We start from the raw sequence: 24,987 nt of genomic DNA, 5'->3' as shown, positions 1-24,987 counted from the left end.
GGTTTCCACGCGTCCACCCGCCGCGCCACGTCCGCCTTGGTGTTCGCCCAGAACAGCGGCAGGTCGTAGACGTGGTAATTGTTGCCCGGCAGCACATAGCTGCCCATCTCCGGCGCCGGGCCGATCAGCAGGAGGCCGCGCTTGTCGCAGGTTGCCGGGACGAGGCCGGGCTGGAGCGTGCCGTTCTCCATCGAATCCTCGGGCACCAGCGTGCCCAGATTGGCGCTCGCGGGCGCCGCCCCGCCGGTAAGGCCGGTGAGCGGGTTGGTGCAGAGCATCGGCTCGCTTCCCGGCAGCTTGCCATCGAGGGCCGGGCTGCCCGCATAGGCCTCGAGCACCAGCGCGGGATCGGCAGGCTCGGCAAAGCTCGACCAGCTGAGGACGCAGGCCGTCTGGTCGGCTGCGGTGCACGCGGGGATACCCATCACGGGCAGGTCATGCAGCGGCGAGACCGGCCAGCCGATCACATAGGCCGCCACCAGCCGCGCGGCGAGCGGCGTGCCCTTCACCTCCTCGGCGATCAGGCGCTTCAGGTGCAGCGACCCTTGCGAGTGGCCCGCGAGCACGATCGGGGTCTCGGGGTCGACGCTGGAGAGGAAGAAGCGGAAGGCCTCGCGCACGTCGGCATAGGCGGCGTCCACCGCCTGCTTGCCCTCGGGCGCGTCGGTGAGGAAGGCGCCGAAGGTCGCCTGCCGGTAACGCGGGGCCCAGATCTCGGAGGCGGCGTTGAAGGGGCTCGCCATGCCGCGCAGGTAGATGCGGGCGATGCGCTCGGCCTCGGGATCGCCGCCGTTTTCCAGCGGGGCGTTCCAGCTCGAACGGTTCACGTAGCTGGTGGGGTGGACGAAGAAGACCGCGAAGGCGCGCGCAGGCTTGGGCGGGGCCGTGGGCGCCGCGGCGGCGGCGGCATAGGCGGGCTGCCAGCGGGCCGGATCGCTCACCCCGATGCCGGGGCGCGAATACCACAGCGCCGGATCTTCATAGGCATTGGCATCGAGCGGCTTGACCGGGGTGAAGGCCGCGGTGGGCACCATCGCGAGCCGCGTCAGCTCGGCCGGGAAGCGCGCGAGCAGGAAGGCGCCGACGATCACCAGAATGATGCAGAAGGCAAAGAAATAGAGGAACTTGCGGGCCATGGTCAGCGCAACGCCTTCAGCTCACTTGGCCGCCTGGCCTTCGGCGATCGCGGGCCGCAGGGTGGTCCACGCCCGGTCGCCGCGCAGGCTGGTCCACCAGCTCGCCGGGTTCCAGGTGGTCGAGCCGTCGAGGCTGAAGGTGATGAACTCCGCGCGCCCGCCGATATTGGCGAGCGGCACCGCGCCGCCCAGACCGCGCGGCAGCGGCGCGCGGCTGTCGGCGGAAAGGTCGCGGTTGTCGCCCATCACGAACACCGAGTCCGCGGGCACCTTGTAGGGCCCGAAATTGTCGAGATCCTGGTTGATGAAATCGATCGTCAGGAAGGTCGCGCCGTTGGGGAAGGTCTCGCGCCAGGTCGGCGGGGCGAAGTAGTCCTTGCCGTCAGGGCCGGTGCGGCGGAACTCCTCGAAATTGTCGAGGCAGGGGTGCAGGCCATTGTCGTCCTGGCACATCAATTCGGGCTCGAAGGGCAGGATGACCTCGGGCACGACCTCGCGCTTCACCGGCGTGCCGTTGAGGATGATCTGCCCGCCGCGCACCTCGATGGTGTCGCCCGGCAGCGCGACGACGCGCTTGATGTAGTCCTCGTCACGCTCGGGGTGGACGGGGATGACGATGTCGCCATATTCGGGGGTGGCGGGCCAGATGCGGGTGCTGGAGCGCGGGAGCAGGTGGAAGCTCGCTGAGGCCCAGGACCAGCCGTAAGGATACTTGCTCACCACCAGCCGGTCGCCCACCCACAGGCTCGGCATCATCGAGGTCGAGGGGATGTAGAAGGGCTTCGCCACGAGGCTGTGGAACGCCAGCACCGCGAGCAGCATCAGCGCAAGGCCGCGGATCTCGGCGAACCAGTTGATCTTTTCCGGGATTTCGCTGTCGGTCACTTGCGGGCTTTCGATAGTCGCCATGGGGAGAGGGGCCTAGGGCAAGGGGATGGCTTCGATGATCACGAAGGCCTGTGCCCAGGGGTGATCGTCGGTAAGGGTGAGGTGAATGCGCGCCTCATGCCCGTGCGGCGTCATTTCTTCAAGCCGCAAAGCCGCGCCCCCGGTGAGCGCGAGGGTCGGCGCGCCCGAAGGTGCATTCACTACACCAATGTCCTTCATGAACACGCCGCGCCGGAATCCGGTGCCGACGGCCTTGCTGAACGCCTCCTTCGCGGCGAAGCGCTTGGCGTAGGTTCCCGCGATGGTGAAGGGGCGGCGGCGGGCCTTGGCGATCTCGATGGGGGTGAAGACGCGGTTCTCGAACCGCTCGCCATAACGCGCGAGCGAGTTCGCGATCCGCTCGATGTTGCAGAGGTCGGAGCCCATGCCGATGATCATTTGAACGCCCTGATCACCACCGCCACCAACAGGCCGAGGGCGACCACGTGGAGCATGACCTGCGCCTTGAACAGCGGGTGGGCGAAGTCGCCCTTGGCGATGCGGATCGCGCCGACGAAGCCGAAGATCATCAGCGCGACCCAGCCGACCGCGAAAACCATCATCACCCTCTGGCTCAGTGCGAAACCAAGAAAGCCGATAGCGACGAGGAACAGCGCCGCCGCGCCGAAGGCCCAGCGCTTCTGTTCGCTAGTGAGGGCAGGGAGATCGGGTTCGGGCACCTTAGCGTGCCTCGTCCATCAGCTCGCGCATCCGGCGGATGGCGTTCTCGAGGCCGACGAAAACCGCCTCGCCGATCAGGTAGTGCCCGATGTTGAGTTCGGCGATCTGGGGGATGGCGGCGATGGGTTGCACGTTGTCGAAGGTGAGGCCGTGGCCCGCGTGCGGCTCGATCCCGTTCTTGGCGGCGAGCGCGGCCATGTCGGTGATGCGGCGCAGCTCGCGGGTCACGCGCTCGGCGTCGTTATCGAGGAAGGCGTGGGCATATTCGCCGGTGTGGAATTCGACCACCGGCGCGCCGAGGCGCAATGCGGCGTCCAGCTGCCGCTCCTCCGCTTCGATGAACAGCGAGACGCGGATGCCCGCGCTGCGCAGTTCCTCGACAATCGGAACCAGCGTGTTGTGCATGCCCGCCGCGTCGAGCCCGCCTTCGGTGGTGCGCTCCTCGCGCTTTTCGGGGACGATGCAGGCGGCGTGGGGCTTGTGGCGCAGGGCGATGTCCAGCATCTCGCGGGTCGCCGCCATTTCGAGGTTCAAAGGCAGGTTGGTCGCCGCCTGAATGCGCGCCAGATCCTCGTCGCGGATGTGGCGGCGGTCTTCGCGCAGGTGCGCAGTGATCCCGTCGCCGCCCACGCTTGCCACGATCTCCGCCGCGCGCACCGGATCGGGATGATCCCCCCCGCGCGCGTTGCGGATGGTGGCGACATGGTCGATGTTGACGCCGAGACGAAGGTGTTGGGGGTGGGTCAGGGTCATTCCTTCCGGCTACCGGGCTTCGTCACCTCTACGGCCGCCAGGCTCTCGGGGATGTCGCTTTCGTCATAGGTGGGAAAATCGATGGCGAGCAGCGGGTAGAAGGGCACGCCGAGATCGACCGAGCCGCAGGAACGGTCGATGATTGCGCATTCGGCGATCACCTCAGCCCCCTCGCGCGCGACCGCGGCGATGGCTTCGCGGCTGGAAAGGCCGGTGGTGACGACGTCCTCGACCATCAGCACCTTGGCGCCTTTCGCCAACGCGAAGCCGCGGCGCAGGTGGAAGGTGCCCTCGGGCCGCTCGAGGAACAGCGCGTCCTTGCCCAGCGCCCGGCCGACCTCGTGGCCGATGATGATGCCCCCCATCGCCGGGGAGACCACCACGTCGACAGCCTCGCGCACCTCGGCGGGGATGCCGGCGACCACGGCCTCGGCGATCCGCGCGGCGCGCGCCGGGTTCATCAGCACCCGCGCGCATTGCAGGTAATGGCCGCTGTGCCGCCCCGAGGAGAGCTTGAAATGGCCTTCCAGCAACGCCCCGGAGGCGCGGAACTCGGCCAGAACTTGCTCCTGATTCACATGCGAACTCCTCGAAAAGCTTAGGGAAAGGCACCAGCTTGCGCGCGCGGCACGGGCCCGTGCATAAATTTCTCCCTAGAAGCGCTTGAGGCCCTCGGCAAGCACGGCTAAGGGCGGGGTTGAAGCTGGCCTCAGGGCTGGCCAAAGGCCGTCCGCCGCGGATCTCGAGGGGGATATGCGCAAGGGCGGCATGGGATCAGATTCGAACCACTTGGACACATTCTCATGGGTCAGAGGCATACCCGTATGAAAAAGGCTATTCTGGCGGCACTCGCTGCCGGGCTGGCGGCGTTCGCGCCGCTCGCCGCCACGGCGCAGGACACCATTGCGCCCGGAGCGAACGCGTCCGAGGCGGGCGTCGTCGAGGGCGCGCAGACCGCGCCGGGGCCCGAGGCGCTGCCCGGCAACCTGACCCCCGCCGAAGCCGCTGCTGCCCCGGCGGGTGAGGGATCCTACACCCCGATGGCCCCGACCAAGGGCAAGGGCATGCCGACCTCCTACCAGGACGATGCTCTCGCTAGCATGACCTTTCAGGACCAGTATTCGGCGAGCGGCGATTATGCGCTGTGGATGCACGATGCGATCCTGCTGCCGGTTATCACCTTCATCAGCCTGCTGGTGCTCGGCCTCTTGCTCTACGTGGTGGTGCGCTTCAACCGCCGCGCCAATCCGGTCGCCTCCAGAACCACCCACAACACATTGATCGAGGTGATCTGGACGATCGTTCCGGTGATCATCCTCGTGGTCATCGCGGTCCCCTCGATCACCCTGCTGGCGCGCCAGTACGAGAGCCCGCCCGCCAATGCCGTCACCATCAAGGCGACCGGCTACCAGTGGTACTGGGGCTACACCTACCCCGATCACGGCGGCTTCGAAGTGGTCTCGAACATGCTCGACGAGGGCGAGGCGGTGCGGCGCGGCGAGCCCGGGCAGCTGGCGGTCGATAACCGCATGGTCGTTCCCGCAGGCGTTCCGCTGCGCATCCAGACCACCGGTTCGGACGTGATCCACGCCTTCGGCGTGCCGTCCTTGTGGTTCAAGATGGACGCGGTTCCGGGGCGCCTCAACGAGCGGATGCTGACCATCGAAGAGCCGGGCGTCTATTACGGCCAGTGCTTCGAGCTGTGCGGCGCGCGCCACGCCTACATGCCGATCGTCGTCGAGGCGCTGCCGCCGGCCGAGTTCGCCGCGTGGGTGCGTGCGCAGGGCGGTTCGATGCCGGGCGAGGAAGCGGCCGAGACCGCCCCCGCCGTGCGCCCCGCCGCCGAGGCCGTGGCAGCCCCGGCCGAGGCCGGTTCAACAAGACAACAGATTTGACGCGAAGAGAGCAGCTGACCATGGCAACCACCGCAGAAGGCTTCGACGCTCACGGAACTGGGCACGACGATCACGCGCACGGCGCGCATGACCACGCGGACCACAAGCCGGGCTTCTTCGCCCGCTGGTTCATGTCGACCAACCACAAGGACATCGGCACGATGTACCTGATCTTCGCGATCATCGCGGGGATCGTGGGCGGCGCCATCTCGGGCATCATGCGCGCCGAGCTCGCCGAGCCGGGCATCCAGTATCTCCAGTGGTGGGCCCAGTTCATGGGCGGGGGCAACGACCTCAACACCGCGCTCCACATGTGGAACGTGTTCATCACCGCCCACGGCCTCATCATGGTGTTCTTCATGGTGATGCCGGCGATGATCGGCGGCTTCGGCAACTGGTTCGTGCCGCTGATGATCGGCGCGCCGGACATGGCCTTCCCGCGCATGAACAATGTCAGCTTCTGGCTGACCGTTGCGGGCTTCTTCAGCCTGCTGTTCTCGCTGTTCGTCCCCGGCGGCTCGGGTCCGGGTGCGGGGACCGGCTGGACGGTCTACGCCCCGCTCTCGACCAGCGGCTCGGTCGGCCCGGCGGTCGACTTCGCTATCTTCTCGCTGCACCTTGCGGGCGCAGGCTCGATCCTGGGCGCGACCAACTTCATCACCACCATCTTCAACATGCGCGCGCCGGGCATGACCCTGCACAAGATGCCGCTGTTCGTGTGGTCGGTGCTGGTCACCGCCTTCCTGCTGCTGCTGGCGCTGCCCGTCCTTGCGGCCGCCATCACCATGCTGCTGACCGACCGCAACTTCGGCACGACCTTCTTCAATCCGGCCGGCGGCGGTGATCCGGTGCTCTACCAGCACCTGTTCTGGTTCTTCGGCCACCCGGAAGTCTACATCATGATCCTGCCGGGCTTCGGCATGATCTCGCAGATCGTCGCCACCTTCTCGAAGAAGCCGGTGTTCGGCTATCTCGGCATGGCCTACGCGATGGTCGCGATCGGCGTGGTCGGCTTCATCGTCTGGGCGCACCACATGTACACCGTGGGCCTCGACGTGAACACCAAGATGTACTTCACCGCCGCCACCATGGTGATCGCGGTGCCGACCGGCGTGAAGATCTTCAGCTGGATCGCGACGATGTGGGGCGGCAGCCTCAACTTCAAGTCGCCGATGGTCTGGTCGCTGGGCTTCATCTTCCTGTTCACCGTCGGCGGCGTGACCGGCGTGGTGCTCGCCAATGGCGGGATCGACGACAACCTCCACGACACCTACTACGTCGTCGCGCACTTCCACTACGTGCTGTCGATGGGTGCGGTGTTCTCGATGTTCGCCGGGTTCTACTACTGGTTCCCGAAGATGAGCGGGCGGATGCACTCCGAGCTCCTGTCGCACCTCCACTTCTGGGTGTTCTTCGTGGGCGTGAACGTGATCTTCTTCCCGCAGCATTTCCTGGGGATGCAGGGCATGCCGCGCCGCTACCCCGATTACCCGGAGGCCTTCACCTTCTGGCACGAGATCAGCACCCTCGGGTACTGGATCATGGCCGGGTCGATGATCTTCTTCTTCGTCAACATCCTCTACGCGCTGGTCGCGGGGAAGAAGGCCGAGGCGAACCCGTGGGGCGAAGGCGCGACGACGCTCGAGTGGACCCTGCCGAGCCCGCCGCCCTACCACCAGTTCGAGACCCTGCCCGTCATCACCGACGCGCACGACTACCACGATCACCGTCCCGCGACCGCATAAGGTGCGGGTGATCGGCTCCCTCGCCGGAGCGCAATGAACGAGGGGGAGCGCGGGCCTTGGCCTCGCGCTCCTTCGCATGGAACCACTTGGAACAATGGCCAGCACCGCACCCCAGACTGCCAGCCTGATGCCCGCCGAGTGGCGCGATTTCCTCGCGCTCACCAAGCCGCGGGTGATGACGCTGGTGATCTTCACCGCGATCTGCGGCATGCTGGCGGCGCCGGGTTCCATCCACCCCGTGATCGCCTTCACCGCGATCCTCGCCATCGCGATGGGCGCGGGCGGATCGGCGGTGCTCAACATGTGGTGGGAAGCCGACATCGACGCCGGCATGAAGCGCACCATGAACCGTCCGCTTCCAGGCGGGCGGATGCGGCGTGAGGATGCCCGCGATTTCGGGATCTTCCTGTCGGGCGTGTCGATCGTGCTGATGGGCCTTGCGGTGGGCTGGCTTGCCGCATCGCTCCTCTTCGGCGCGATCATCTACTACGCCGTGATCTACACCATGTGGCTGAAGCCGCGCACCCCGCAGAACATCGTCATCGGCGGCGGCGCAGGCGCCTTTCCGCCGCTGATCGGCTGGGTGGCGGTCACGGGCGACATCACCGCGATGCCGCTCCTCCTGTTCGCGATCATCTTCTTCTGGACGCCGCCGCATTTCTGGGCGCTCGCGCTGTTCGTGCAGACCGATTACGCCAAGGTCGGCATTCCCATGCTCCCCGTTGTCGCGGGCGAGCGCGCGACCCGCAACCAGATCATGGGCTACACCCTGTTGCTCGCGCCGATCGCCATCGCCCCTTGGGCCATCGGCGGGACGAGCTGGATCTACGGCTCGGTCGCGGTGGTGCTCTCTGCGCTGTTCGTCGCGCTCGCGATGCCGGTCTTCACCCGCATGCGCGCAGAGACCGACGCGATGACGCCGGAAAAGACCCTGTTCAAGTTCTCGATCGTCTACCTCTTCGTGCTGTTCGCCGCGCTCGTGGCCGACCGCGTGGCGGCCTATCAGGGGTGGATCGCATGACCCCCGAAGAGGAGAAGGAATTCCTCCGCCGCCGGAAGGCGCGCAATCTGGTCGTCGCGGGGACGCTCCTGTTCTTCGTGGTGCTGTTCTACGCCATCACGATGGTGCGGATCGGAGGGCAGGGCTGATGGCGAGCGCTGCGCCCGCAACGCCGTCGCCCGCGCGCAGCAACCTGCGCACGGGCGCGCTCGCCTTTGCCGGGGCGCTGGCGATGCTCGGGCTCGGCTATGCCTCGGTGCCGCTCTACCGCCTGTTCTGCCAGGTCACCGGCTTCGGCGGGACGACCATGGTCGCCTCCGAGAGCGAGGCCGCCGCCGCCGCGCGAGCCGCGACGGGCCAGACAATCTCGATCCGCTTCGATGCCTCGGCCGCGATGGGCATGCCCTGGACCTTCCACCCCTCGCAGGCCACCGACACCGTCACCATCGGCGAGCGCGATATCGCCACCTATGTCGCGCGCAACGACTCCGAGCAGACCATCACCGGGGTCGCCACTTTCAATGTCGAGCCCGAGCAGGCCGGCAAGTATTTCAACAAGATCCAGTGCTTCTGCTTCACCGAGCAGACGCTCGCACCCGGGCAGGAAGTGACCATGCCCGTGCTCTACTTCGTCGATCCGGCGATGCTCGAGGACCCCAACATGAAGGGTGTCGAGCAGATCACGCTGAGCTATACCTTCCACCGCGCCGAGGCGCCGCAGGATGCGGCCCCCCGGAGCACGAATTGATCCGCTGAACCAAGGGACGGGAACCTTACACATGGCTGGCAAGGCAAACCACGATTACCACATCCTCGAACCCGATATCTGGCCGCTCGTCGGCTCGATCGCGGCGCTGACCTTCACCAGCGGCATGGTGCTGAGCTTCCACCCCGACCTGTTCGGGCAGTCGGGGCAGATCGTGCTCGGCCTCGGGCTTGCGGGGCTGATCGCGACCTTCTTCATGTGGTTCCGCAACATCGTGATCGAAGCCCAGCGCGGCGATCACACCCCGGTGGTGCAGCTCCACCTGCGCTACGGGATGATCCTGTTCATCGCGTCCGAAGTGATGTTCTTCGTCGGCTGGTTCTGGAGCTTCTTCGATTTCGCGCTGTTCCCGACCGCGCTCGAATATGACCACGCCACCGGCGCCACCACCAGCCTGTTCGGCACCGAGGGCGCGGTTGCGGCCTTCATCCCCGAAGGCATGGAAGTGCTCGATCCCTTCGCGCTGCCGCTGCTCAACACGCTGATCCTGCTGTGCTCGGGCACCACGGTGACCTGGGCGCACCACGCGCTGATCCATGGCGACCGCGATGGCCTCAAGCAGGGCCTGTGGGCGACGGTGGCGCTCGGCGTGCTGTTCAGCGCGATCCAGGCCTACGAATATTCGGCCGCGCCCTTCGGCTTCGGCGGGAACACCTATTCCTCGGCCTTCTACATGGCGACCGGGTTCCACGGCTTCCACGTGCTGATCGGGACGATCTTCCTCGCCGTGTGCCTCTACCGCGCCTATCTCGGCCACTTCACCCCGCGCCAGCACTTCGGCTTCGAAGCGGCGGCGTGGTACTGGCACTTCGTCGACGTGGTGTGGCTGTTCCTGTTCGTCGCCATCTACGTCTGGGGCGGCTGGGGCGCCGAATACCACTGATGACCGCGGGGCCTTCCGGTCCTGAGGAAAACAAGGGGCAGCCGGGACTCGTCTCGGCTGCCCTTTCCGGTTTGTGCCCCCGCTGCGGCGCGAGGACGCTGTTCGAGGGGCCGGCGCAGCTCGCGGAGACGTGTTCCGTCTGCGGGCTCGACATCCTGAGCCTCGAGCGGGGCGGGCGCTTCGTCGGCATCCTCACCATGCTGCTGGCGCTGGTGCTGATCCTCGCCGCGCTCACCACCGACGAATGGCTGCGCCCGCCGCTGTGGGCGACCTTCTTGTTCTGGGGGCCGGTGACGGTGGGGAGCGTCGTCTTCGCCCTGCGGTTCTGGAAGACCATGTGGGTCTATCACCAATACGAGGAGAGCCAGCAGCCATGACCGCCCGGCGCGTGCCCATTTTCTCGACCATCGTGGTGATCGCGGCCGTGCTCACTATGGTGGGGCTCGGCATCTGGCAGCTCCAGCGCAAGGGGGAGAAGGAGGCGCTGATCGCGCGTTATGAAGCGGCGCAGGCACAAAGGGGGTTTCAGTTCATTGAGCCTTCCGCCCCAGAAGCGGCTTACACCAAGACAATCGAGTACTGCGCCGATCCGGCCAAACACACGGTTGTCGCTGGTCGCAACGCCAAGGGGCAGAGCGGCTGGATCCATGTCGTGCGCTGCCAGATCAGCGGGCCGGAGCCGAGGTCTAAGGCTTCCGCCAAAGAGTTCCTTGAATTGTTCGCGCATCATTCGGGTAAGGCGGAAACCGTGACCGATGCCGAGGTCGCCAAACTGCTCGACGACCTCAAAGATGCGCCCGATGTGCAGCAGGACTTCATCCAATATGGCGATGTAGTTCTTGGTTGGTCGCAATCGTCCGATCCGTTGGCGTGGAGCGGGGGCTGGGTAGCGGGCACCGTTGTCCCGACCGGCGAACTTGGTTTCAGGATCGTCGCCGACCCGCCGCTCGCGGGGCTCGAGGCGAATGCCAAGCCCGATCCGGGTGACCTGCCCAATAACCACCTCGCCTATGCCGGGCAGTGGTTCTTCTTCGCGCTGACGGCGCTCGGCATCTACGCGCTGGCATTGCGCCGCCGCCGGGGCTAGGCGCTGGTTCCCATGCAATACGTCTCGACACGCGGGAGCGCACCGACGCTCGATTTCGAAGGGGTGACGTTGGCGGGCCTCGCCAGCGACGGGGGGCTGTATGTGCCCGCCGAATGGCCGCGCTTCACCGCCGACGATATCCGCGCCCTTCGCGGCCTCGCCTATCCCGATCTTGCCGCGCGGATCATGGCGCCCTTCGTCGCGGGCAGCCTGACCGACGAGGAACTCGCCGCGATTTGCCACAAGGTCTATGGCGAATTCGGCCACGCCGCCGTCACACCGCTGGTGCAGCTCGACGCGCAGCATTGGCTGCTCGAGCTGTTCCACGGGCCCACGCTCGCCTTCAAGGACGTGGCGCTGCAACTGCTCGGCCGCTTGTTCGAGACCTTCCTCGAACGCCGGGGCGAGCGGCTGACCATTGTCGGCGCGACCAGCGGGGATACCGGCTCGGCAGCGATCCAGGCGGTCGCGGGGCTCGAGCGGGTCGAGATCTTCATGCTCCACCCGCGCGGCCGGGTCAGCGACGTGCAGCGCCGCCAGATGACCACGGTGCGCGCGCCCAATGTCCACAACCTCGCCATCGAAGGCAGCTTCGACGATGCGCAGGCCCACGTGAAGCGGATGTTCACCGATGGGGACGTGACGGGCGTGCTCAACCTCGGCGCGGTCAATTCGATCAACTGGGCGCGGCTGATGGCGCAGGTGGTCTATTACTTCGCCAGCGCGCTCCAGCTGGGCGCGCCCGAGCGGACAGTGGCCTACTCGGTGCCGACCGGCAATTTCGGCGATGTGTTCGCAGGCTATGTCGCGGCGAAGATGGGCCTGCCGATCGAACGCCTGATCGTCGCCACCAACATCAACGACATCCTCCACCGAGCGCTGTCGGCGGGGGACTATTCTGCCGGAGGCGTGACCCCCACCATCACCCCCTCGATGGACATCCAGGTCTCCTCCAATTTCGAGCGGCTGCTGTTCGACGCCGGCGGGCGCGATGGCGCCGCAATGGCCGAGCAGATGCGCGCCTTTGAAGCCTCCAAGGCCATGCGGCTCACCAACGCGCAGGCACAAGGGGCCTCGGCGCTGTTCACCAGCGCCCGCGCCGACCAGACCGAGACCGCGCGCGCCCTGCAATGGGCCTACCGCGCGGCCGGACAGGTGATCGACCCGCACACCGGCGTGGGCCTGCACGCCGCGCGCGCGCTCGCCGAAAACGGCACTGTGCCCGCCAGCGTCCCGGTCGTCACCCTCGCCACCGCGCACCCCGCCAAGTTCCCCGATGCGGTCGAGCGTGCGGTCGGCGTGCGCCCGGCGCTCCCGGCGCGCGTCGGCGACCTGTTCGGGCGCGAGGAAAGCGTCGTCGAGATCGCCGGCGATTACGCCGCCACCCGCGACTACGTGCTCGGCCACGCCGGGCAGGCCTGATGGCGCGCCTCGTCCAGCAGCCGCTGGTGATGGTGTGCGAGGGGTGGGATTCCTACCGCCTGCTCGACAGCGGGGCGGGGCGCAAGTGGGAGAGCTTCGGCCCCCATTCCTTCATCCGCCCCGAGCCGCAGGCGCTGTGGCAGCCGCGAATTCCCGATTGGCATGCCGACGGCGAGTTCATCCCCGGCTCCGACGAGGACGGCGGGGGGCGCTGGCAGTTCACCGGGCGCCTCCCGGACGAGGGCTGGGAGCTCGCCTGGAGCGAGATCCGCTTCACCGCGCGCCCCACCCCCTTCCGCCACCTGCAATTCTTCCCCGACATGGCCCCGGTGTGGGACTGGATGCGGGAGCAGCTTCGTCCTCCCCGGAACGCGGAGGGGGACCATTCAAGGCCTTGGCCGCAGGATGGTGGAGGGGCAGGTGCGGCTTTCGAAACCCTCAACCTGTTCGGCTACACCGGCCTCGGCACGCTGGCACTGTCGCGGCACGGCAAGGTCACGCATGTCGATGCCTCGAAGAAGTCGGTCGCCCAGGCGCGCGAGAATGCGCACGCTTCCGGCATGGCGGAGCGCCCGATCCGCTGGCTGACCGACGATGCCGCCAAGTTCACCGCCCGCGAGGTGCGGCGGGGGCGGCGCTATGACGGGATCATCCTCGATCCCCCCAAATTCGGCCGCGGGCCCGAGGGCGAGGTGTGGCGGCTGGAGGAGCACCTTCCCGGCCTCGTCGCCGATTGCTCCCGCCTGCTCGACAGCGAGAGCCGCTTCCTGTTCCTCACCGTCTATGCCGTGCGCATGAGCAGCCTCGCGATTGCCGGGCTCTTGGAAGAGGCGCTTGGGCACCTGCCGGGTAGAATCGAGCACGGCGATCTCGCGGTGCGCGAGGAAGGCGGCCGTCTTCTTCCGACGGCAATCTTCGCGCGGTGGAGCAATCCCGTCTAAGGGCCCGGCATGAGTGATTCGCTTACCCTCGAAGTCAACGATCTCGTCGTCGATGTCCTGACCGGCATCTATTCCGAGGAGACCGGCAAGCCGCAGCCGCTGCGCATTTCGATCGCGGCGCGCTATGCCGTGGCCGATCGGTATCATCCCGACACGCCGCTCGAGGCGTCCAAGAACTACATGGACCTGAAGTTCGCCGCCTCGGAAGGCCTGCCCGCGGGCGTCCACTTCAAGCTGATCGAGGCGGTCGCCGATCACATCTGCGAGACGCTGTTCGTGGGCGATGCCAAGGTCGAGGCGGTGACGGTCAAGATCGTCAAGCTCGCCATAGCCGAGGCGAACGAGCAGATCGGCATCACCCTCCACCGCCAGCGCCGCGCGGCCCACGGGGGCTGAGCGGGTGCAGCGGCAGCTCGAGATCGGCCTGCTGCCAGACCTTGCGCTCGACGCGCAGACCGCCGTCATCGCGCTCCACCTCGAAGCTGCGCGCGCGCTGCTCGCCGACCCGCAGACCACCGCGCTCGCCATCCTTCTCCCGCCGGCCGCGCACGATCACCGCGACTGGCGCCTCGCACTCGCCCGCGATCTCGCGCGCGAGGCGGCACCGAAGCGTGTGAATATTGTCTCGGGCCGCTCCGGCGAGGCGCGCAATGCTGTCTTGCGATTTTTGGCAGATGCGCCCGGGGTGACAGGGCAGTATCTGGTGTGCCATGATTGACCCCGTGTCGCATCCCGAGCCCCGCCAGCCTGATCTGATCCGCGTCGGCGGAGCTTCGCGTCCGCTGGTCGACGGCTTCATGCGCCGCATCACCTATCTGCGCCTCTCGGTCACCGACCGCTGCGACCTCAGGTGCTCCTACTGCATGCCCGAGCGCATGACCTTCCTGCCCAAGAAGGAGGTGCTCAGCCTCGAGGAGCTGTATGATCTCGCCACCGGCTTCGTCGCGCGCGGGGTCACCAAGATCCGCATCACCGGGGGCGAGCCGCTGGTGCGGCGCGACATCATCGACCTGTTCACCGCGCTCGGGCGCCGCATCGGCCACGACCTCGAAGAGCTGACGCTCACCACCAACGGCACCCAGCTTGCGGGCCATGCCGAGGCGCTGGCCAAGGCGGGGGTCAGGCGCGTCAATGTCTCGCTCGACACGCTCGACCGCGCCAGGTTCGCCGAGCTGACGCGGCGCGACAGCTTGGGCGCCGTGCTCGAAGGCATCGCCGCGGCCAAGGCGGCAGGGCTCAAGGTCAAGCTCAACGCCGTGGCGCTCAAGGGCGTCAACGAGGACGAGCTCGCCGACCTCATCGCCTGGGGCCACGCCGAGGGCCACGACGTCACCCTGATCGAGGTCATGCCGCTCGGCGATGTCGAGGAGGAGCGGCTCGACCAGTATCTCCCGCTCGACACAGTCCGCGCCCGGCTGGCGGAGCGCTGGACGCTCACCGACAGCGACCACAGGACCGGCGGGCCTTCGCGCTATGTCGACATCGCCGAGACCGGCGGCAGATTGGGCTTCATCACCCCGCACACCGGCAACTTCTGCGCGGGGTGCAACCGGCTGCGCGTCACTGCTACCGGCCAGCTCTACCCCTGCCTCGGCGGCGGGGAGCGGGTCGACCTGCGCGCCGCGCTGCGCTCCGACGCGCCCGAGGAGGCCCTCGCCGCCGCGCTCGACGAGGCGCTGCGGATCAAGCCCGAGAAGCACCACTTCCGCATGGACCGGCGCGGCGCGGCCCCGGCGCTGGCGCGGCACATGTCGATGACGGGGGGCTGAGCGCTTGGCGACCGTCGTTCCCCTCGGCAAGCTTGCTGACCTTGCCGGTGCCCCCAAGCTGGCACTGCCGCTGCCGCTGATGGCGGAGCTCGACTGGGAGGGCCTGAAGGCCGCGCTCCCGCCGCTGCTGGCCGAGGCGCTCGAGGATCCCAAGGTCCGCATCGCGGTCAACGGCGCGCTGCTGCCGAACAAGACCAGGCTGCAGGCCAATGCGGGCGACGAGATCGCGCTGCTCCCTCCGGTGTCGGGGGGCTGATGCGCGATATCCGCCTGCTCGACCGGATGTTCATCCCGGGCACCCTGATCGGCCCCTTCACCAATGCCAACCCCGGCCTCGGGGGCGTGTGCACCTTCGTGGGCGAGGTGCGCAGCGATCAGGGCGTGGAGGCGCTGGAGCTCACCCATTACGAGCCGCTCACGCTGCCCGGAATGCATCAGCTCGCCGACCGCGCCTTCGCCCGCTTCACCCTCATGGGCCTGCTCATGGTCCACCGGGTCGGGCTGATGCGCCCGGGCGAGCCCATCGTCTGCGTCTCGGCCGCCGCGCTCCACCGCCGTGATGCGATCGACGCGGTCGATTTCTGCATGGACCACTTGAAGAGCGCCGCGTGGTTCTGGAAGCGCGAGCTGAGGGACGGCGCATGGCACTGGATCGAGCCGCGCGAACAGGATCATGCCGATCTCGCCCGCTGGCAGGCGTGATTTGATTCCCGTCAAAGCAGGGGCGCGCGGCCCAGCATAAATCCTTTCCGACAACGGAAAAGGATCACCCCATGAGCCACATCGTCCACGATCTCATCGCCAGCGGCGACGCGCGAGTTGTCGAAGCGCCCGAAGCCGCGCCCCGCCACCAGGTCGAGATCGACCGCAATTTCGGTCTCCCGACCGCGCTCTACGGCGCGACCGTGGCGGGCTATCTCGGCTTTCTGCTGGTGGTCGGCAGCGCCTTTGCCAGTCCGGTGCTGGCGATCCCGATGGCAATCTTCGTCGTCTTCATCGTCGCCGGCTTCGGCGTCCCCGCGCTGTGGACGCGCCTCGCCGGCAATACCTCCGCGCCGCAGACCCTCGGCGAGTTCGAGGCCAAGGGCATCCAGACCCACACCGGACGGCTTGCCGCCACGGACGCGAGCATCCAGGTGCTGATCCTGCCGGTGCTGCTGGTGGTCTGGGGCCTCGCGGTGGCGGTGATCGCGGCGGTGGTGCGCTGACCCGACAAGTCCCCCCTCGGGGCGGCGGCACCTCTCTCCCCCCGCCGCCTCGAATCCTTGTGCTTTCGGTCGCGCTGACGCGCGACGCAGACCCCCCGCCCCGCCTCCCCACCCGGCCACCATACCGTAAGGGTATTCTTGGTGGCCGGGTGGGGAGGCGGGGCGGGAGGTCTGCGCCACCAAAGGTGGCCGTCAAACAAAGACTCTCCCTTTTCCTTGCCGTTTGGCGGCGTTTCGCTTATCTGCGCTCGCAAGGCGGCCGCTCCGAAAGGGGCGGCCCTTTCATTTTCAACGGAGATTCCCCCATGGCGACCAAGGATCAGCCCAAGCCGCTGATGCCGCATGCCACCGCGACCTGGCTGGTGGACAACACCGCGCTCAGCTTCGAGCAGATCGCCGAGTTCTGCGGGCTTCACATCCTCGAGGTGCAGGCGATGGCCGATGACCTCGCGGGCAGCAAGTACACCGGGCGCGATCCCGTGCACTCGGGCGAACTCACCCAGGCCGAGATCGAGAAGGGGCAGGCCGATCCCGCCTACTCGCTCAGGATGCACAAGGCCCCGGTCGAGGTGACCCGCACCAAGGGCCCGCGCTACACCCCGGTCTCGAAGCGCCAGGACAAGCCCGACGGCATCGCCTGGATCCTGCGCAACCACCCCGAGGTGTCGGACGCGCAGATCTCCAAGCTGATCGGCACCACCCGCAACACCATCGGCGCGATCCGCGACCGTTCGCACTGGAACATCCAGAACATCCAGCCCAAGGATCCGGTGACGCTCGGCCTGTGCTCGCAGCGCGAGCTCGACGCGATGGTCGCCAAGGCCGCCAAGCGCGCCGGGATCACCGAGGACGCGGATGCTCCGGTCAGGGCCGAGCGCAACGACCGCGAGAAGCTGATCGAGGAGCTGCGCGCCGAGCGCGACGCCCAGACCAAGGCCGCAGCCCAGGCCGCGCAGGAAGCCGAGGCCGAAGCCTGGCTCGCCCGCAAGCGCGAAGCCGAGGCCGAGGAGCAGAAGATCGACCCCGAGAGCGGGTTTATCTGAGAGGCTAGCCCTCAGCATCGATAGAACGTCACCCCGTGCTTGACACGGGGCCAGGCTTCTTCCTCCAGCGCCATCGTATGTCGCGAAGAAAGCCGAGCCCCGTGTCAAGCACGGGGTGACGACATTTTGCGGTATCGCAAGGAAGTTCCCGCAGTTTCGCTTGTGCGCCATGCCATTGTGCGCCAGAATTACTGACATGACTGTCAGTATCGCCCCCGCACCGGCCGCCTATCATCACCCCGTCCCGCTCGCGACGACTTTCGCCCCGGCGAGCCTGTCCGCGCTGCTCGAACGGACGGTGCAGATGAACCCGCACGCGCCGTTCCTGCATTTCCTCGGGCGCACCTACAGCTACGCCCAGATCCACAAGCAGGCCCGCGCCTTTGCTGCCGGGCTTCAGGCGCTGGGCATCGCCAAGGGCGACCGGGTCGGCCTGTTCCTCCCCAACGTCCCGATCTACGCTGCCGCCTATTACGGCGCGATGATGGCGGGCGCGGTGGTGGTGAACTTCTCGCCGCTCTATTCGGTCGAGGAGCTGAGCTGGCAGGTGGGCGACAGCGGCACCAAGGTGCTGGTGACGGTCGACGTGCCCGAACTCTACAAGACCGCCAGCAAGGTGCTGGGGGGCTCTGCGCTCGAGACGCTGGTGGTGGGCAGCCTTGCCGACATGCTGCCGTGGTACAAGGGGATCGCGCTCAAGCTGCTGAAGCGCGATCAGATTGCCGATGTCGCCTATGGCGCGGCGATCAGGAGCTGGGGCGAGATGACCCCCGGCACCGCGCCGGCGCCAGTCGAGGTCACCCCCGCAGATCTCGCCCTCCTCCAATATACCGGCGGCACCACCGGGCGCCCCAAGGGGGCGATGCTGGGGCATGACCAGCTCTCGGTGAACGCCCAGCAGGTCGCCGCGCTCAATCCCTTCGGCAACCCCACGGCCGAGGTGTTCATGGGCGCGCTGCCCTTCTTCCATGTCTTCGCCAACACCGCGCTGCTCAACCACGCGATGGTGACCGGCGCGTCGATCGCGATGGTGCCGCGGTTCGAGACCAAGCAGGTGCTCGAGACGATCCAGCGCTACCGCTGCACCGGCTTTCCGGGCGTGCCGACGATGTTCCAGGCGATCCTCGATCACCCGGACCTGCCCAAGACCGATCTCTCCAGCCTCAAGGTCTGCATTTCGGGCGGCGCGCCGATGCCGGGGCCGGTGCACGAGAAATTCGAGGCGGTGACGGGGGTGCGCATCTGCGAGGGGTACGGCCTCACCGAGAGCGCGGGGGTGGTCTCGGCCAATCCCTATGACGGCACCCGCAAGCGCGGCACCATCGGCCAGCTGGTGCCGGGAACAGGGATCGCCCTGCTCGACAAGGAAGACCCGACGAAGCTCGCGCCCGAGGGCGAACCCGGCGAGCTTGCGGTGCACGGCCCGCAGGTGATGCGGGGCTACTGGAACCGCCCGGAAGCCGATGCCGACTGCTTCGTCACCATCGAAGGCAAGCGCTACCTGCGCACCGGCGATGTCGCGCGGGTGGATGCGGAAGGATTCCTCGAGATCGTCGACCGCATCAAGGACATGATCGCGGTAGGCGGGTTCAAGGTGTTCCCGAGCGTGGTCGAGGACGTGATCCTCGAACATCCCGCGGTAAAGGAGGCGCTGGTGATCGGCGTTCCCGAGGAATATCGCGGCGAGGTGCCGCGCGCCTATGTCACCCTCAACGAAGGCGCCACCGCGACCGGCGAGGAGCTGGCCGGTTGGCTCAACGCGAAGATCGGCAAGCACGAGCGGGTCGACATGGTGGTGGTGCGCGAAAGCCTGCCCAAGACGATGATCGGCAAGCTGGATCGCAAGACGCTGCGGGCCGAGGTGCTCTGACAGGCGCGGCGGTTCGCCAAATGTTTCACGTGAAACATCGCCGCCGCGCGCCGAACGGCCGCAACAACCTCGCCATTGCATGGCTATGACCGCGTTACTGCATGGCTACGCCGCCACAGGCTTGGCACAGGAACGGGCGCAGGCTCTATGGCCCCCTCTCTCGCGGGAAAGCCAAGCTGGCGCGCCGCGCCAATGGGTTGAAGACGGGTGCTCCACGCCCGCTGATATCGAACCCCCACCCCCAGCCCCTACCCAAGGGGAGGGGAGAAATCGGGTCTACTCCGCCGCTTCGATCTGCACGGGGGCGCTCGGCACGGCCTTGACCGCCTGCCGCGCATTGGGGGCAAACCGCCCGTCGACCTCGGCACCCTGTTCGATGGTGAGCGCATCGTAATGCACATCGCCCTCGATCCGGGCGGTCTTGAGGATCACCAGCTCCTTGGCAGTGATCGAACCCGTCACCTTGCCGGCGAGCCGCGCGCTGTCGGCCACCACCGCGCCGCCGATCGCGCTCTTCTCGCCCTGCACCAGCGAGGCGCAGGTGATGTCGCCATCGATCCGGCCGTCGATGTGCAGGTCGGCCGTCGCCGAGATGTTGCCGGTGATGGTCACATCCGCGCCGATCACCGAGAAGGTCGAGCCAGAGGCCATCATGCTGCTCCTGTTAGCGGACCGCGACGGGGCGGCGGGCAGGGGAACCGGATCCGGCTGCGCGGACTTCCTTGAGAACATCGGGGGCGGCCTCCAGAAACGGGCGCGGATTGACCGCGCGGTCATTGATGCGGACTTCGAAGTGCAGGTGCGGCCCCGTCGAGCGCCCGGTCGAGCCGAGCCCGGCGATGGTCGTGCCCGCAGCGACCTGCTGGCCCACCTTGACATCGAAGCGCGAAAGGTGCGCGTAACGGGTCAACATTCCGTTGCCGTGGGTGATCTCGACGACATTGCCATAGCCCGACTTCTGCCCGACGAAGGTCACGCGGCCATCGGCGGCGGCAAACACCGGCGAGCCCATCGGGCCCTTGAAGTCGATCCCGGCATGCATCGCCGCGCTGCCGTTGAAGGGATCGCGGCGGAAGCCGAAGCCCGAGGTGATGCTCTCGACGCTCGCGGGAACCACCTGCGGGATGCCGTCGAGCGCGCGCTCGAGCACCGCCATGCGCGCGAGGCTGAGGCCCAGCCGCTCGAAGCGCGGGTCGATATCCTCGCTGCCGCCGAGCAGCGCCTCGAAGGGGCCGCCCATCGCCTGCTGCGTCTCGCGGGTCATGAGCCGGGGATCGAGATTGAGCTTGCGCATCGCCATTTCGGCACGGCGCGCGCGGGCATCGGCGAAGCGGGTGAGCCGCTCGGCAAAGGCGAGCTGCCGCGCCTCGATCTCGGCGAGGCCCTTGGCCTGCGGGATCAGTGCGCTGACCTTCCTGACCGTCTCGCCCGCCTCGCGGGTCGAATCGGTGATCGTCCCGCTCGCCGCGCCTTCGCGGACCATGTCCTCGGGCAGCATGCGCGCCATCTCGTCGAGGAAGTCCTGACGCTCCTTGAGGTCATCGACCACCTTGTCGAGATTGCCGCCATATTCCTTGATCCGCTCGCCCGCCTTGGCGACCCGGGCCTTCTCGTCGGCGAAGGAGGCAAGGTCGGCCTCGGCGCGGTACTGGCCCCAGGCCATCACGGCGAGCGCGACCAGCCACAGGAAGGCGACCGCGACGACGCCCGCGGCAACGCGCATCTGGAGCTGCGAGGAGAGCTTGATGAAGCGCACCTGTCCGTCGGCGCGCATGAAGAACTCGCGGTCGGGGAACCATTGCCGCAGCCGGTCGCCCCACGCATGTGCGGTATCTCTGATTGACAAAATCGCGGCCCCGGAATGTTTTTGTTGTGCCCGGGCTGCGGCGCTATCAGCGCGGCCTCCTATGGTCGAATCCTATATTGCTCTCCTAGGTGAGCCGATGCGGATTCGCGGCGAATCGATCATCGTTTGCAGGACGTTCCGCCGGCTCGTCGCACGGCTTGCGCAAATCCCGCTTTCCCGGGCAGCGAATCGGCACTTTGCGGGCGGGCCTGACAGGCGGGGCGCAGGGTGCTAGAGGCGGATATATGACCAAGTTGACCGCCGTCCTTCCGTCTGCCGAGGCCGCCGATCCCGCCGCGCTGGTGAGCGCGCTTGCACGCGAGGCACGCGCCGCGCAGCGCCAGCTGGCCGCGCTGCCGAGCGAAGCGCGCGCCGCCGCGCTGCGCCGCGCCGCCGAGGCGCTGCGGGCTGCCGCGCCGCAGGTGCTGGCGGCCAATGCCGAGGACCTCGCCGCGGGCAAGGCGCGCGGGCTTTCGGGCGCGATGCTCGACCGGCTGATGCTCGACAAGGCGCGGCTCGCGGGTGTCGCCGATGCGGTCGCGGCGGTCGCCGATCTGCCCGATCCGGTGGGCGAGGTGTTCGATGCCTACGCCCAGCCCAACGGCCTCCATTTCCAGCGCATCCGCGTGCCCATCGGCACCATCGGGATCATCTACGAAAGCCGCCCGAACGTCACCGCCGATGCCGCCGCGCTGTGCGTCCGCGCGGGCAATGCGGCGATCCTGCGCGGGGGGAGCGAGGCGGTGCATTCCAACCGCGCGATCCACGCCGCGCTGGTGGAGGGCCTCGTGGCGGGCGGCGTGCCTGCCGCGGCGGTGCAGCTCATCCCCTCGCAGGACCGTGCCTGCGTCGGCGCGATGCTGCGAGCGAGCGGGCTTATCGACATGATCGTTCCGCGCGGCGGCAGGAGCCTGGTGGAGCGGGTGCAGGGCGAGGCGCGGGTGCCGGTGCTCGCCCATCTCGACGGGATCTGCCACACCTACGTCCACGCCGCCGCCGACCCCGCCATGGCCGAGGCCATCGCCCTCAACGCCAAGCTGCGGCGCACCGGCATTTGCGGGTCGATGGAAACGCTGCTGATCGATGCCGCCTATCCCGCCCCCGCGCCGCTCGTCGCCGCGCTGATCGCGGCCGGGTGCGAGGTGCGCGGCGATCCGCGCATCGCCGCGCTCGATCCGCGCGTCATCCCGGCGAGCGCCGAGGATTGGGACACCGAATATCTCGACGCGATCCTGTCGGTGGCGATGGTCGACGGGCTCGACGAAGCCCTTGCCCACATCGCGCGGCACTCCTCCGATCATACCGACGCGATCGTGACCGCCGACGAGGCGGTCGCGGAGCGCTTCCTCAACGAAGTCGACAGCGCGATCGTGATTCACAACGCCTCCTCGCAATTCGCCGACGGGGGCGAGTTCGGGCTCGGTGCGGAGATCGGGATCGCGACCGGGCGGCTGCACGCACGCGGACCGGTCGCGCTGGAAGGGCTGACCACCTACAAGTGGCAGGTGCGCGGGAGCGGGCAAACCCGCCCGTAATCCCGATGGCCCGCCCGCAACTGACCGGGCTGCTCGGCGGCAGCTTCAACCCCGCGCATGGCGGGCACCGGCGCATCACCTTGTTCGCTGCCGAGGCGCTCGGGCTGGAGGAGACCTGGTGGCTGGTCTCTCCCGGCAACCCCCTGAAACCGCAGGACGACATGGGCTCGCTCAAGGCCCGCCTGCGCTCGGCGGAAAAGCAGGCGCGGCGCGCCCGGATCGTGCCTTCGGCGATCGAGCTCGATCTCGACACGCGCTACACCGTCGACACGCTGAGAAAGCTCGTGCGGCGCTATCCCAAGCGGCGCTTCGTGTGGCTGATGGGGGCCGACAACCTCGCCCAGTTCCACTTGTGGCGCGGCTGGCGGAGGATCGCGCGGACAATGCCGATTGCGGTCATCGCGCGTCCGGGGTATGATGCAGCCGCCATGACGAGCCCCGCCATGGCCTGGCTCCGGCGCTATATCGTGCCCGCAGCCGGTTTTCGCACAAGGGGGCAATGGAGCGCACCAGCCCTGGTGTTATTGCGTTTCGATCCTGACCACCGCTCGGCCACGGCGATCCGCCGTGCGCATGCCGGGTGGGCCGAGCAGTTGCTCGGCAAGGATAAAGACGCACCGGTGCGCGATCGGCTGACATTCCGCAGCATCCGGTCATGGGAGGACGCATGAAGCGCGCAATCCGCGTTTCGGCGTGTTCCCCGGCCGGTCTGCGTCATGCCGGCTTCCATCGCCCCGCACTCTGGAGATATCCGATTGCCGATGAACGAGGCCATTGTCGCATCGCTCCCGCTGGGGGCCACGCAGGTCGCCACCAAGCTCGCCCAGTCGCTCACCGCGCCGCTGGGCGGGTCTGAAGTGGGCCCGGCCGCCCTGCACCAGCTGGTGCTGACGCAGCTCGACGACGACCAGGCGCAGGACGTCGTCACCATCCCGCTCGAAGGCAAGAGCTCGATCGCCGATCACATGGTGATCGCGAGCGGGCGCTCGACCCGGCAGGTGGCGTCGATGGCGCAGAAGCTCGCCGAGGCGATCAAGCAGGCCGGCTACGGCCACGCCCGCGTCGAAGGCCTGCCGGCCGCCGACTGGGTGCTGATCGACGCGGGCGACGTGGTGATCCACCTGTTCCGCCCCGAAGTGCGCAGCTTCTACAACCTTGAGCGGATGTGGTCGTTCGAAGGTTCGGAAACGTCGATGATGGGTCGGAACTAGGAATCCTTGTTTGCGTGCCCGCCTCCGCGGGCACGTCCTCGGTGCTGTTTCTGCCGCTGCGCGGCAGAGCACCTGCGGCTCGCGCGCGTGCGCTCGCGGCCCTGCGGGCCGAACCAGCGCCTACAGCATAGGGTGGCGTTTTGCTCCTCCACATCATCGCGCGCGGGAAAATCGGCCGGTCGCCCGAGGGCGAGCTGGTGGAGCGCTATGCCAAGCGCATGACCTGGCCGGTGAAGCTTACCGAATGGCCCGATACCGGCGCAGGGAAAGCCGCAGACCCTCTCACCCCCCACCGCACCGTGCTGCTCGACGAGCGCGGCAAGGCCTTGTCCTCGGAAAGCTTCGCGCACCTCCTCGGCAAGTGGCGCGATGAAGGCGTGCGCGAGACCCGCTTCTTCCTCGGCGCGGCGGACGGGCATTCGGACGCCGAGCGTGCCTCGGCCGACCTCCTCCTCGCCTTCGGGCCGGCCACCTGGCCGCACATGATGGCCCGCGCGATGCTGATGGAGCAGCTCTACCGCGCCACCACCATCCTTGCAGGCCATCCCTATCATCGGGCATGAGAGCGCCATGCGCCGCCTGATCCTCACCGCCCTCGCCGTGATCGGCACCGGTGCCGCGTTGGGGCTTGCCCTGCCCGAGAGCGACGCCGCCCCGCCGGCCGCCTTCGTCGATCCCGCCGAGGCCGAAGCCGCGCTCGCCCGCGCCACGCGGGAGGGCAAGCTGGCCGACGCCCGCGCGCAAAAGCTCTCCGCCGAGGCCGCAGCCGCGACCGAGGCCGCGCAGAAGACCGCCAGCGAGGCCGCCGCACTCGCCGCGCGCATCCAGCAGGCCGAGGCGGAGATCGAGGCCGCCCGCGCCCGCCTCGCCATCGCCAAGGACCAGCGCGCCAAGCTCACCGCGCGGCTCGCCGCCAGGCAGGCCCCCACCGCGCGCCTTGCCGCCGCGCTCCAGACCGCCACGCGCCGCCCGCTGGCGCTCGCTGCGCTCCAACCCGGATCGTTGGAAGACGTCGTCCACGTCCGCGCCGTGATGGCGAGCGCCGTGCCGCAGATCCGCGCCCGCACCGCCAGCCTGCGCCGCGATCTCGACCGCGGCCGCGCGCTCGAGGCCGAGGCCGCGCGGGCGCTTGCAGCCTCGCGCAGCGGCGAGAGCGCGCTTCTCCAGCGCCGCGCCCAGCTCGCCGCGCTCGAACAGCAGCAGCGCCTCGCCTCGCGCACCACCAAGGCCGCGGCGCTGCGCGAGGCCGAGCGCGCGCTGGCGCTGGCC

General features: G+C 68.1%; 30 protein-coding genes and 1 pseudogene. 23 read left to right on the top strand and 8 right to left on the bottom strand.

Annotated elements, in window-relative coordinates:
* The 6 genes from AX692_RS05900 to pyrE form a co-directional block, all read right to left on the bottom strand.
* Nucleotides 1–1,136 (bottom strand): DUF3089 domain-containing protein (locus AX692_RS05900; protein WP_073977418.1); only part of this gene is annotated, 1,136 nt, incomplete at its 3' end.
* A gap of 21 nt (nucleotides 1,137–1,157) precedes the next feature.
* The gene (gene lepB / locus AX692_RS05895; RefSeq protein WP_073975480.1) at nucleotides 1,158–2,045 is read right to left on the bottom strand and encodes a signal peptidase I; all 888 of its coding nucleotides are present in this window, start codon (nucleotides 2,043–2,045) and stop codon (nucleotides 1,158–1,160) included.
* A gap of 12 nt (nucleotides 2,046–2,057) precedes the next feature.
* Entirely contained in the window at nucleotides 2,058–2,462 is a 405-nt protein-coding gene (gene acpS / locus AX692_RS05890) for a holo-ACP synthase (protein ID WP_073975479.1), read from the bottom strand.
* Nucleotides 2,459–2,743, bottom strand: a complete 285-nt coding sequence (locus tag AX692_RS05885; RefSeq protein ID WP_073975478.1) for a pyridoxal phosphate biosynthetic protein — start codon at nucleotides 2,741–2,743, stop codon at nucleotides 2,459–2,461. Before AX692_RS05885 ends, acpS begins: the two co-directional genes overlap by 4 nt.
* Before the next feature lies 1 nt (nucleotide 2,744).
* The gene (locus AX692_RS05880) at nucleotides 2,745–3,497 is read right to left on the bottom strand and encodes a pyridoxine 5'-phosphate synthase (RefSeq protein WP_073975477.1); all 753 of its coding nucleotides are present in this window, start codon (nucleotides 3,495–3,497) and stop codon (nucleotides 2,745–2,747) included.
* Nucleotides 3,494–4,075 carry an orotate phosphoribosyltransferase gene (gene pyrE, locus AX692_RS05875; protein ID WP_073975476.1) on the bottom strand — a complete coding sequence of 194 codons (582 nt, stop codon included), beginning with the start codon at nucleotides 4,073–4,075 and terminating at the stop codon, nucleotides 3,494–3,496. Before pyrE ends, AX692_RS05880 begins: the two co-directional genes overlap by 4 nt.
* 246 nt (nucleotides 4,076–4,321) lie before the next feature.
* On the opposite strand from pyrE, the gene coxB reads away from it, so the two are divergent.
* The 18 genes from coxB (at nucleotide 4,322) to AX692_RS05790 (ending at nucleotide 19,126) form a co-directional block, all read left to right on the top strand.
* Nucleotides 4,322–5,392, top strand: coding sequence for a cytochrome c oxidase subunit II (coxB, locus tag AX692_RS05870; protein WP_073975475.1), 1,071 nt, complete (start codon nucleotides 4,322–4,324; stop codon nucleotides 5,390–5,392).
* Nucleotides 5,393–5,412: 20 nt separating this feature from the next.
* The gene (gene ctaD, locus AX692_RS05865; RefSeq protein WP_073975474.1) at nucleotides 5,413–7,137 is read left to right on the top strand and encodes a cytochrome c oxidase subunit I; all 1,725 of its coding nucleotides are present in this window, start codon (nucleotides 5,413–5,415) and stop codon (nucleotides 7,135–7,137) included.
* 94 nt (nucleotides 7,138–7,231) lie between these two features.
* Entirely contained in the window at nucleotides 7,232–8,158 is a 927-nt protein-coding gene (locus AX692_RS05860; RefSeq protein WP_073975473.1) for a heme o synthase, read from the top strand.
* The gene (locus AX692_RS20665) at nucleotides 8,155–8,286 is read left to right on the top strand and encodes a hypothetical protein (RefSeq protein WP_269135577.1); all 132 of its coding nucleotides are present in this window, start codon (nucleotides 8,155–8,157) and stop codon (nucleotides 8,284–8,286) included. The genes AX692_RS05860 and AX692_RS20665 overlap by 4 nt, the downstream gene beginning before the upstream one ends.
* Complete coding sequence (locus tag AX692_RS05855; RefSeq protein ID WP_073975472.1) at nucleotides 8,286–8,885, top strand: cytochrome c oxidase assembly protein; 600 nt, start codon at nucleotides 8,286–8,288, stop codon at nucleotides 8,883–8,885. Before AX692_RS20665 ends, AX692_RS05855 begins: the two co-directional genes overlap by 1 nt.
* A gap of 31 nt (nucleotides 8,886–8,916) precedes the next feature.
* On the top strand, nucleotides 8,917–9,786 hold the full coding sequence (locus AX692_RS05850; protein WP_073975471.1) for a cytochrome c oxidase subunit 3: 870 nt from the start codon (nucleotides 8,917–8,919) through the stop codon (nucleotides 9,784–9,786).
* Complete coding sequence (locus tag AX692_RS05845) at nucleotides 9,786–10,163, top strand: DUF983 domain-containing protein (RefSeq protein ID WP_155644796.1); 378 nt, start codon at nucleotides 9,786–9,788, stop codon at nucleotides 10,161–10,163. The genes AX692_RS05850 and AX692_RS05845 overlap by 1 nt, the downstream gene beginning before the upstream one ends.
* A complete protein-coding gene (locus AX692_RS05840) occupies nucleotides 10,160–10,873 on the top strand; it encodes an SURF1 family cytochrome oxidase biogenesis protein (RefSeq protein ID WP_073975469.1) in 714 nt (237 codons plus the stop codon). The genes AX692_RS05845 and AX692_RS05840 overlap by 4 nt, the downstream gene beginning before the upstream one ends.
* Nucleotides 10,874–10,885: 12 nt before the next feature.
* Complete coding sequence (gene thrC / locus AX692_RS05835; RefSeq protein ID WP_073975468.1) at nucleotides 10,886–12,295, top strand: threonine synthase; 1,410 nt, start codon at nucleotides 10,886–10,888, stop codon at nucleotides 12,293–12,295.
* Nucleotides 12,295–13,236, top strand: coding sequence for an RsmD family RNA methyltransferase (locus AX692_RS05830; protein WP_073975467.1), 942 nt, complete (start codon nucleotides 12,295–12,297; stop codon nucleotides 13,234–13,236). The genes thrC and AX692_RS05830 overlap by 1 nt, the downstream gene beginning before the upstream one ends.
* 9 nt (nucleotides 13,237–13,245) lie before the next feature.
* Nucleotides 13,246–13,632 carry a dihydroneopterin aldolase gene (locus AX692_RS05825; protein ID WP_073975466.1) on the top strand — a complete coding sequence of 129 codons (387 nt, stop codon included), beginning with the start codon at nucleotides 13,246–13,248 and terminating at the stop codon, nucleotides 13,630–13,632.
* 4 nt (nucleotides 13,633–13,636) lie between these two features.
* Nucleotides 13,637–13,954 carry a Rossmann fold domain-containing protein gene (locus AX692_RS05820; RefSeq protein ID WP_073975465.1) on the top strand — a complete coding sequence of 106 codons (318 nt, stop codon included), beginning with the start codon at nucleotides 13,637–13,639 and terminating at the stop codon, nucleotides 13,952–13,954.
* Nucleotides 13,947–15,005: a GTP 3',8-cyclase MoaA gene (gene moaA / locus AX692_RS05815; protein WP_081095164.1), complete on the top strand. Its 1,059-nt coding sequence runs from the start codon at nucleotides 13,947–13,949 to the stop codon at nucleotides 15,003–15,005. The genes AX692_RS05820 and moaA overlap by 8 nt, the downstream gene beginning before the upstream one ends.
* Nucleotides 15,006–15,009: 4 nt before the next feature.
* Nucleotides 15,010–15,261: a MoaD/ThiS family protein gene (locus AX692_RS05810; RefSeq protein ID WP_073975464.1), complete on the top strand. Its 252-nt coding sequence runs from the start codon at nucleotides 15,010–15,012 to the stop codon at nucleotides 15,259–15,261.
* Nucleotides 15,261–15,707 (top strand): molybdenum cofactor biosynthesis protein MoaE, encoded by a 447-nt coding sequence (locus tag AX692_RS05805; RefSeq protein WP_073975463.1) that lies wholly within the window; start codon nucleotides 15,261–15,263, stop codon nucleotides 15,705–15,707. The genes AX692_RS05810 and AX692_RS05805 overlap by 1 nt, the downstream gene beginning before the upstream one ends.
* A gap of 71 nt (nucleotides 15,708–15,778) precedes the next feature.
* Nucleotides 15,779–16,213, top strand: a complete 435-nt coding sequence (locus AX692_RS05800) for a hypothetical protein (protein WP_073975462.1) — start codon at nucleotides 15,779–15,781, stop codon at nucleotides 16,211–16,213.
* Nucleotides 16,214–16,518: 305 nt separating this feature from the next.
* Nucleotides 16,519–17,256, top strand: a complete 738-nt coding sequence (locus AX692_RS05795; RefSeq protein ID WP_073973175.1) for a DUF1013 domain-containing protein — start codon at nucleotides 16,519–16,521, stop codon at nucleotides 17,254–17,256.
* A 196-nt stretch (nucleotides 17,257–17,452) separates the two neighbouring features.
* Nucleotides 17,453–19,126 carry an AMP-binding protein gene (locus tag AX692_RS05790; protein ID WP_073973174.1) on the top strand — a complete coding sequence of 558 codons (1,674 nt, stop codon included), beginning with the start codon at nucleotides 17,453–17,455 and terminating at the stop codon, nucleotides 19,124–19,126.
* 276 nt (nucleotides 19,127–19,402) lie between these two features.
* Here the strand turns inward: AX692_RS05790 and AX692_RS05785 are convergent, their stop codons facing one another.
* On the bottom strand, nucleotides 19,403–19,780 hold the full coding sequence (locus AX692_RS05785; protein WP_081095163.1) for a polymer-forming cytoskeletal protein: 378 nt from the start codon (nucleotides 19,778–19,780) through the stop codon (nucleotides 19,403–19,405).
* Nucleotides 19,781–19,790: 10 nt separating this feature from the next.
* Nucleotides 19,791–20,972 (bottom strand): M23 family metallopeptidase, encoded by a 1,182-nt coding sequence (locus AX692_RS05780; protein WP_330997297.1) that lies wholly within the window; start codon nucleotides 20,970–20,972, stop codon nucleotides 19,791–19,793.
* Nucleotides 20,973–21,217: 245 nt separating this feature from the next.
* On the opposite strand from AX692_RS05780, the gene AX692_RS05775 reads away from it, so the two are divergent.
* The 5 genes and pseudogenes from AX692_RS05775 to AX692_RS05755 form a co-directional block, all read left to right on the top strand.
* Entirely contained in the window at nucleotides 21,218–22,507 is a 1,290-nt protein-coding gene (locus tag AX692_RS05775) for a glutamate-5-semialdehyde dehydrogenase (protein ID WP_073973172.1), read from the top strand.
* Between the two features lie 5 nt (nucleotides 22,508–22,512).
* Nucleotides 22,513–23,178, top strand: a complete 666-nt coding sequence (locus AX692_RS05770; RefSeq protein ID WP_073973171.1) for a nicotinate-nucleotide adenylyltransferase — start codon at nucleotides 22,513–22,515, stop codon at nucleotides 23,176–23,178.
* A 90-nt stretch (nucleotides 23,179–23,268) separates the two neighbouring features.
* Nucleotides 23,269–23,718 carry a ribosome silencing factor gene (gene rsfS, locus AX692_RS05765; RefSeq protein WP_230959526.1) on the top strand — a complete coding sequence of 150 codons (450 nt, stop codon included), beginning with the start codon at nucleotides 23,269–23,271 and terminating at the stop codon, nucleotides 23,716–23,718.
* Nucleotides 23,719–23,858: 140 nt separating this feature from the next.
* Nucleotides 23,859–24,281, top strand: coding sequence for a 23S rRNA (pseudouridine(1915)-N(3))-methyltransferase RlmH (locus tag AX692_RS05760; RefSeq protein WP_073973170.1), 423 nt, complete (start codon nucleotides 23,859–23,861; stop codon nucleotides 24,279–24,281).
* A 7-nt stretch (nucleotides 24,282–24,288) separates the two neighbouring features.
* A pseudogene (locus AX692_RS05755) lies at nucleotides 24,289–24,987 on the top strand (metalloendopeptidase); the annotation flags it as partial.

It is taken from the genome of Erythrobacter donghaensis (assembly GCF_001557325.1).
GTDB lineage: Bacteria > Pseudomonadota > Alphaproteobacteria > Sphingomonadales > Sphingomonadaceae > Erythrobacter > Erythrobacter donghaensis_B.
Note: the sequence above shows the minus strand (reverse complement) of the source record. Positions and strands in the feature narration are given on the sequence as shown.

Bases quoted from the DNA above. Each gene is read 5' to 3' on its own strand.
- lepB (WP_073975480.1), bottom strand. From the start codon at position 2,045: ATGGCGACTATCGAAAGCCCGCAAGTGACCGACAGCGAAATCCCGGAA.
- acpS (WP_073975479.1), bottom strand. From the start codon at position 2,462: ATGATCATCGGCATGGGCTCCGACCTCTGCAACATCGAGCGGATCGCG.
- AX692_RS05880 (WP_073975477.1), bottom strand. From the start codon at position 3,497: ATGACCCTGACCCACCCCCAACACCTTCGTCTCGGCGTCAACATCGAC.
- coxB (WP_073975475.1), top strand. From the start codon at position 4,322: ATGAAAAAGGCTATTCTGGCGGCACTCGCTGCCGGGCTGGCGGCGTTC.
- ctaD (WP_073975474.1), top strand. From the start codon at position 5,413: ATGGCAACCACCGCAGAAGGCTTCGACGCTCACGGAACTGGGCACGAC.
- AX692_RS05860 (WP_073975473.1), top strand. From the start codon at position 7,232: ATGGCCAGCACCGCACCCCAGACTGCCAGCCTGATGCCCGCCGAGTGG.
- AX692_RS20665 (WP_269135577.1), top strand. From the start codon at position 8,155: ATGACCCCCGAAGAGGAGAAGGAATTCCTCCGCCGCCGGAAGGCGCGC.
- AX692_RS05855 (WP_073975472.1), top strand. From the start codon at position 8,286: ATGGCGAGCGCTGCGCCCGCAACGCCGTCGCCCGCGCGCAGCAACCTG.
- AX692_RS05850 (WP_073975471.1), top strand. From the start codon at position 8,917: ATGGCTGGCAAGGCAAACCACGATTACCACATCCTCGAACCCGATATC.
- AX692_RS05845 (WP_155644796.1), top strand. From the start codon at position 9,786: ATGACCGCGGGGCCTTCCGGTCCTGAGGAAAACAAGGGGCAGCCGGGA.
- AX692_RS05840 (WP_073975469.1), top strand. From the start codon at position 10,160: ATGACCGCCCGGCGCGTGCCCATTTTCTCGACCATCGTGGTGATCGCG.
- thrC (WP_073975468.1), top strand. From the start codon at position 10,886: ATGCAATACGTCTCGACACGCGGGAGCGCACCGACGCTCGATTTCGAA.
- AX692_RS05830 (WP_073975467.1), top strand. From the start codon at position 12,295: ATGGCGCGCCTCGTCCAGCAGCCGCTGGTGATGGTGTGCGAGGGGTGG.
- AX692_RS05825 (WP_073975466.1), top strand. From the start codon at position 13,246: ATGAGTGATTCGCTTACCCTCGAAGTCAACGATCTCGTCGTCGATGTC.
- moaA (WP_081095164.1), top strand. From the start codon at position 13,947: ATGATTGACCCCGTGTCGCATCCCGAGCCCCGCCAGCCTGATCTGATC.
- AX692_RS05805 (WP_073975463.1), top strand. From the start codon at position 15,261: ATGCGCGATATCCGCCTGCTCGACCGGATGTTCATCCCGGGCACCCTG.
- AX692_RS05800 (WP_073975462.1), top strand. From the start codon at position 15,779: ATGAGCCACATCGTCCACGATCTCATCGCCAGCGGCGACGCGCGAGTT.
- AX692_RS05795 (WP_073973175.1), top strand. From the start codon at position 16,519: ATGGCGACCAAGGATCAGCCCAAGCCGCTGATGCCGCATGCCACCGCG.
- AX692_RS05790 (WP_073973174.1), top strand. From the start codon at position 17,453: ATGACTGTCAGTATCGCCCCCGCACCGGCCGCCTATCATCACCCCGTC.
- AX692_RS05785 (WP_081095163.1), bottom strand. From the start codon at position 19,780: ATGATGGCCTCTGGCTCGACCTTCTCGGTGATCGGCGCGGATGTGACC.
- AX692_RS05775 (WP_073973172.1), top strand. From the start codon at position 21,218: ATGACCAAGTTGACCGCCGTCCTTCCGTCTGCCGAGGCCGCCGATCCC.
- AX692_RS05770 (WP_073973171.1), top strand. From the start codon at position 22,513: ATGGCCCGCCCGCAACTGACCGGGCTGCTCGGCGGCAGCTTCAACCCC.
- rsfS (WP_230959526.1), top strand. From the start codon at position 23,269: ATGAACGAGGCCATTGTCGCATCGCTCCCGCTGGGGGCCACGCAGGTC.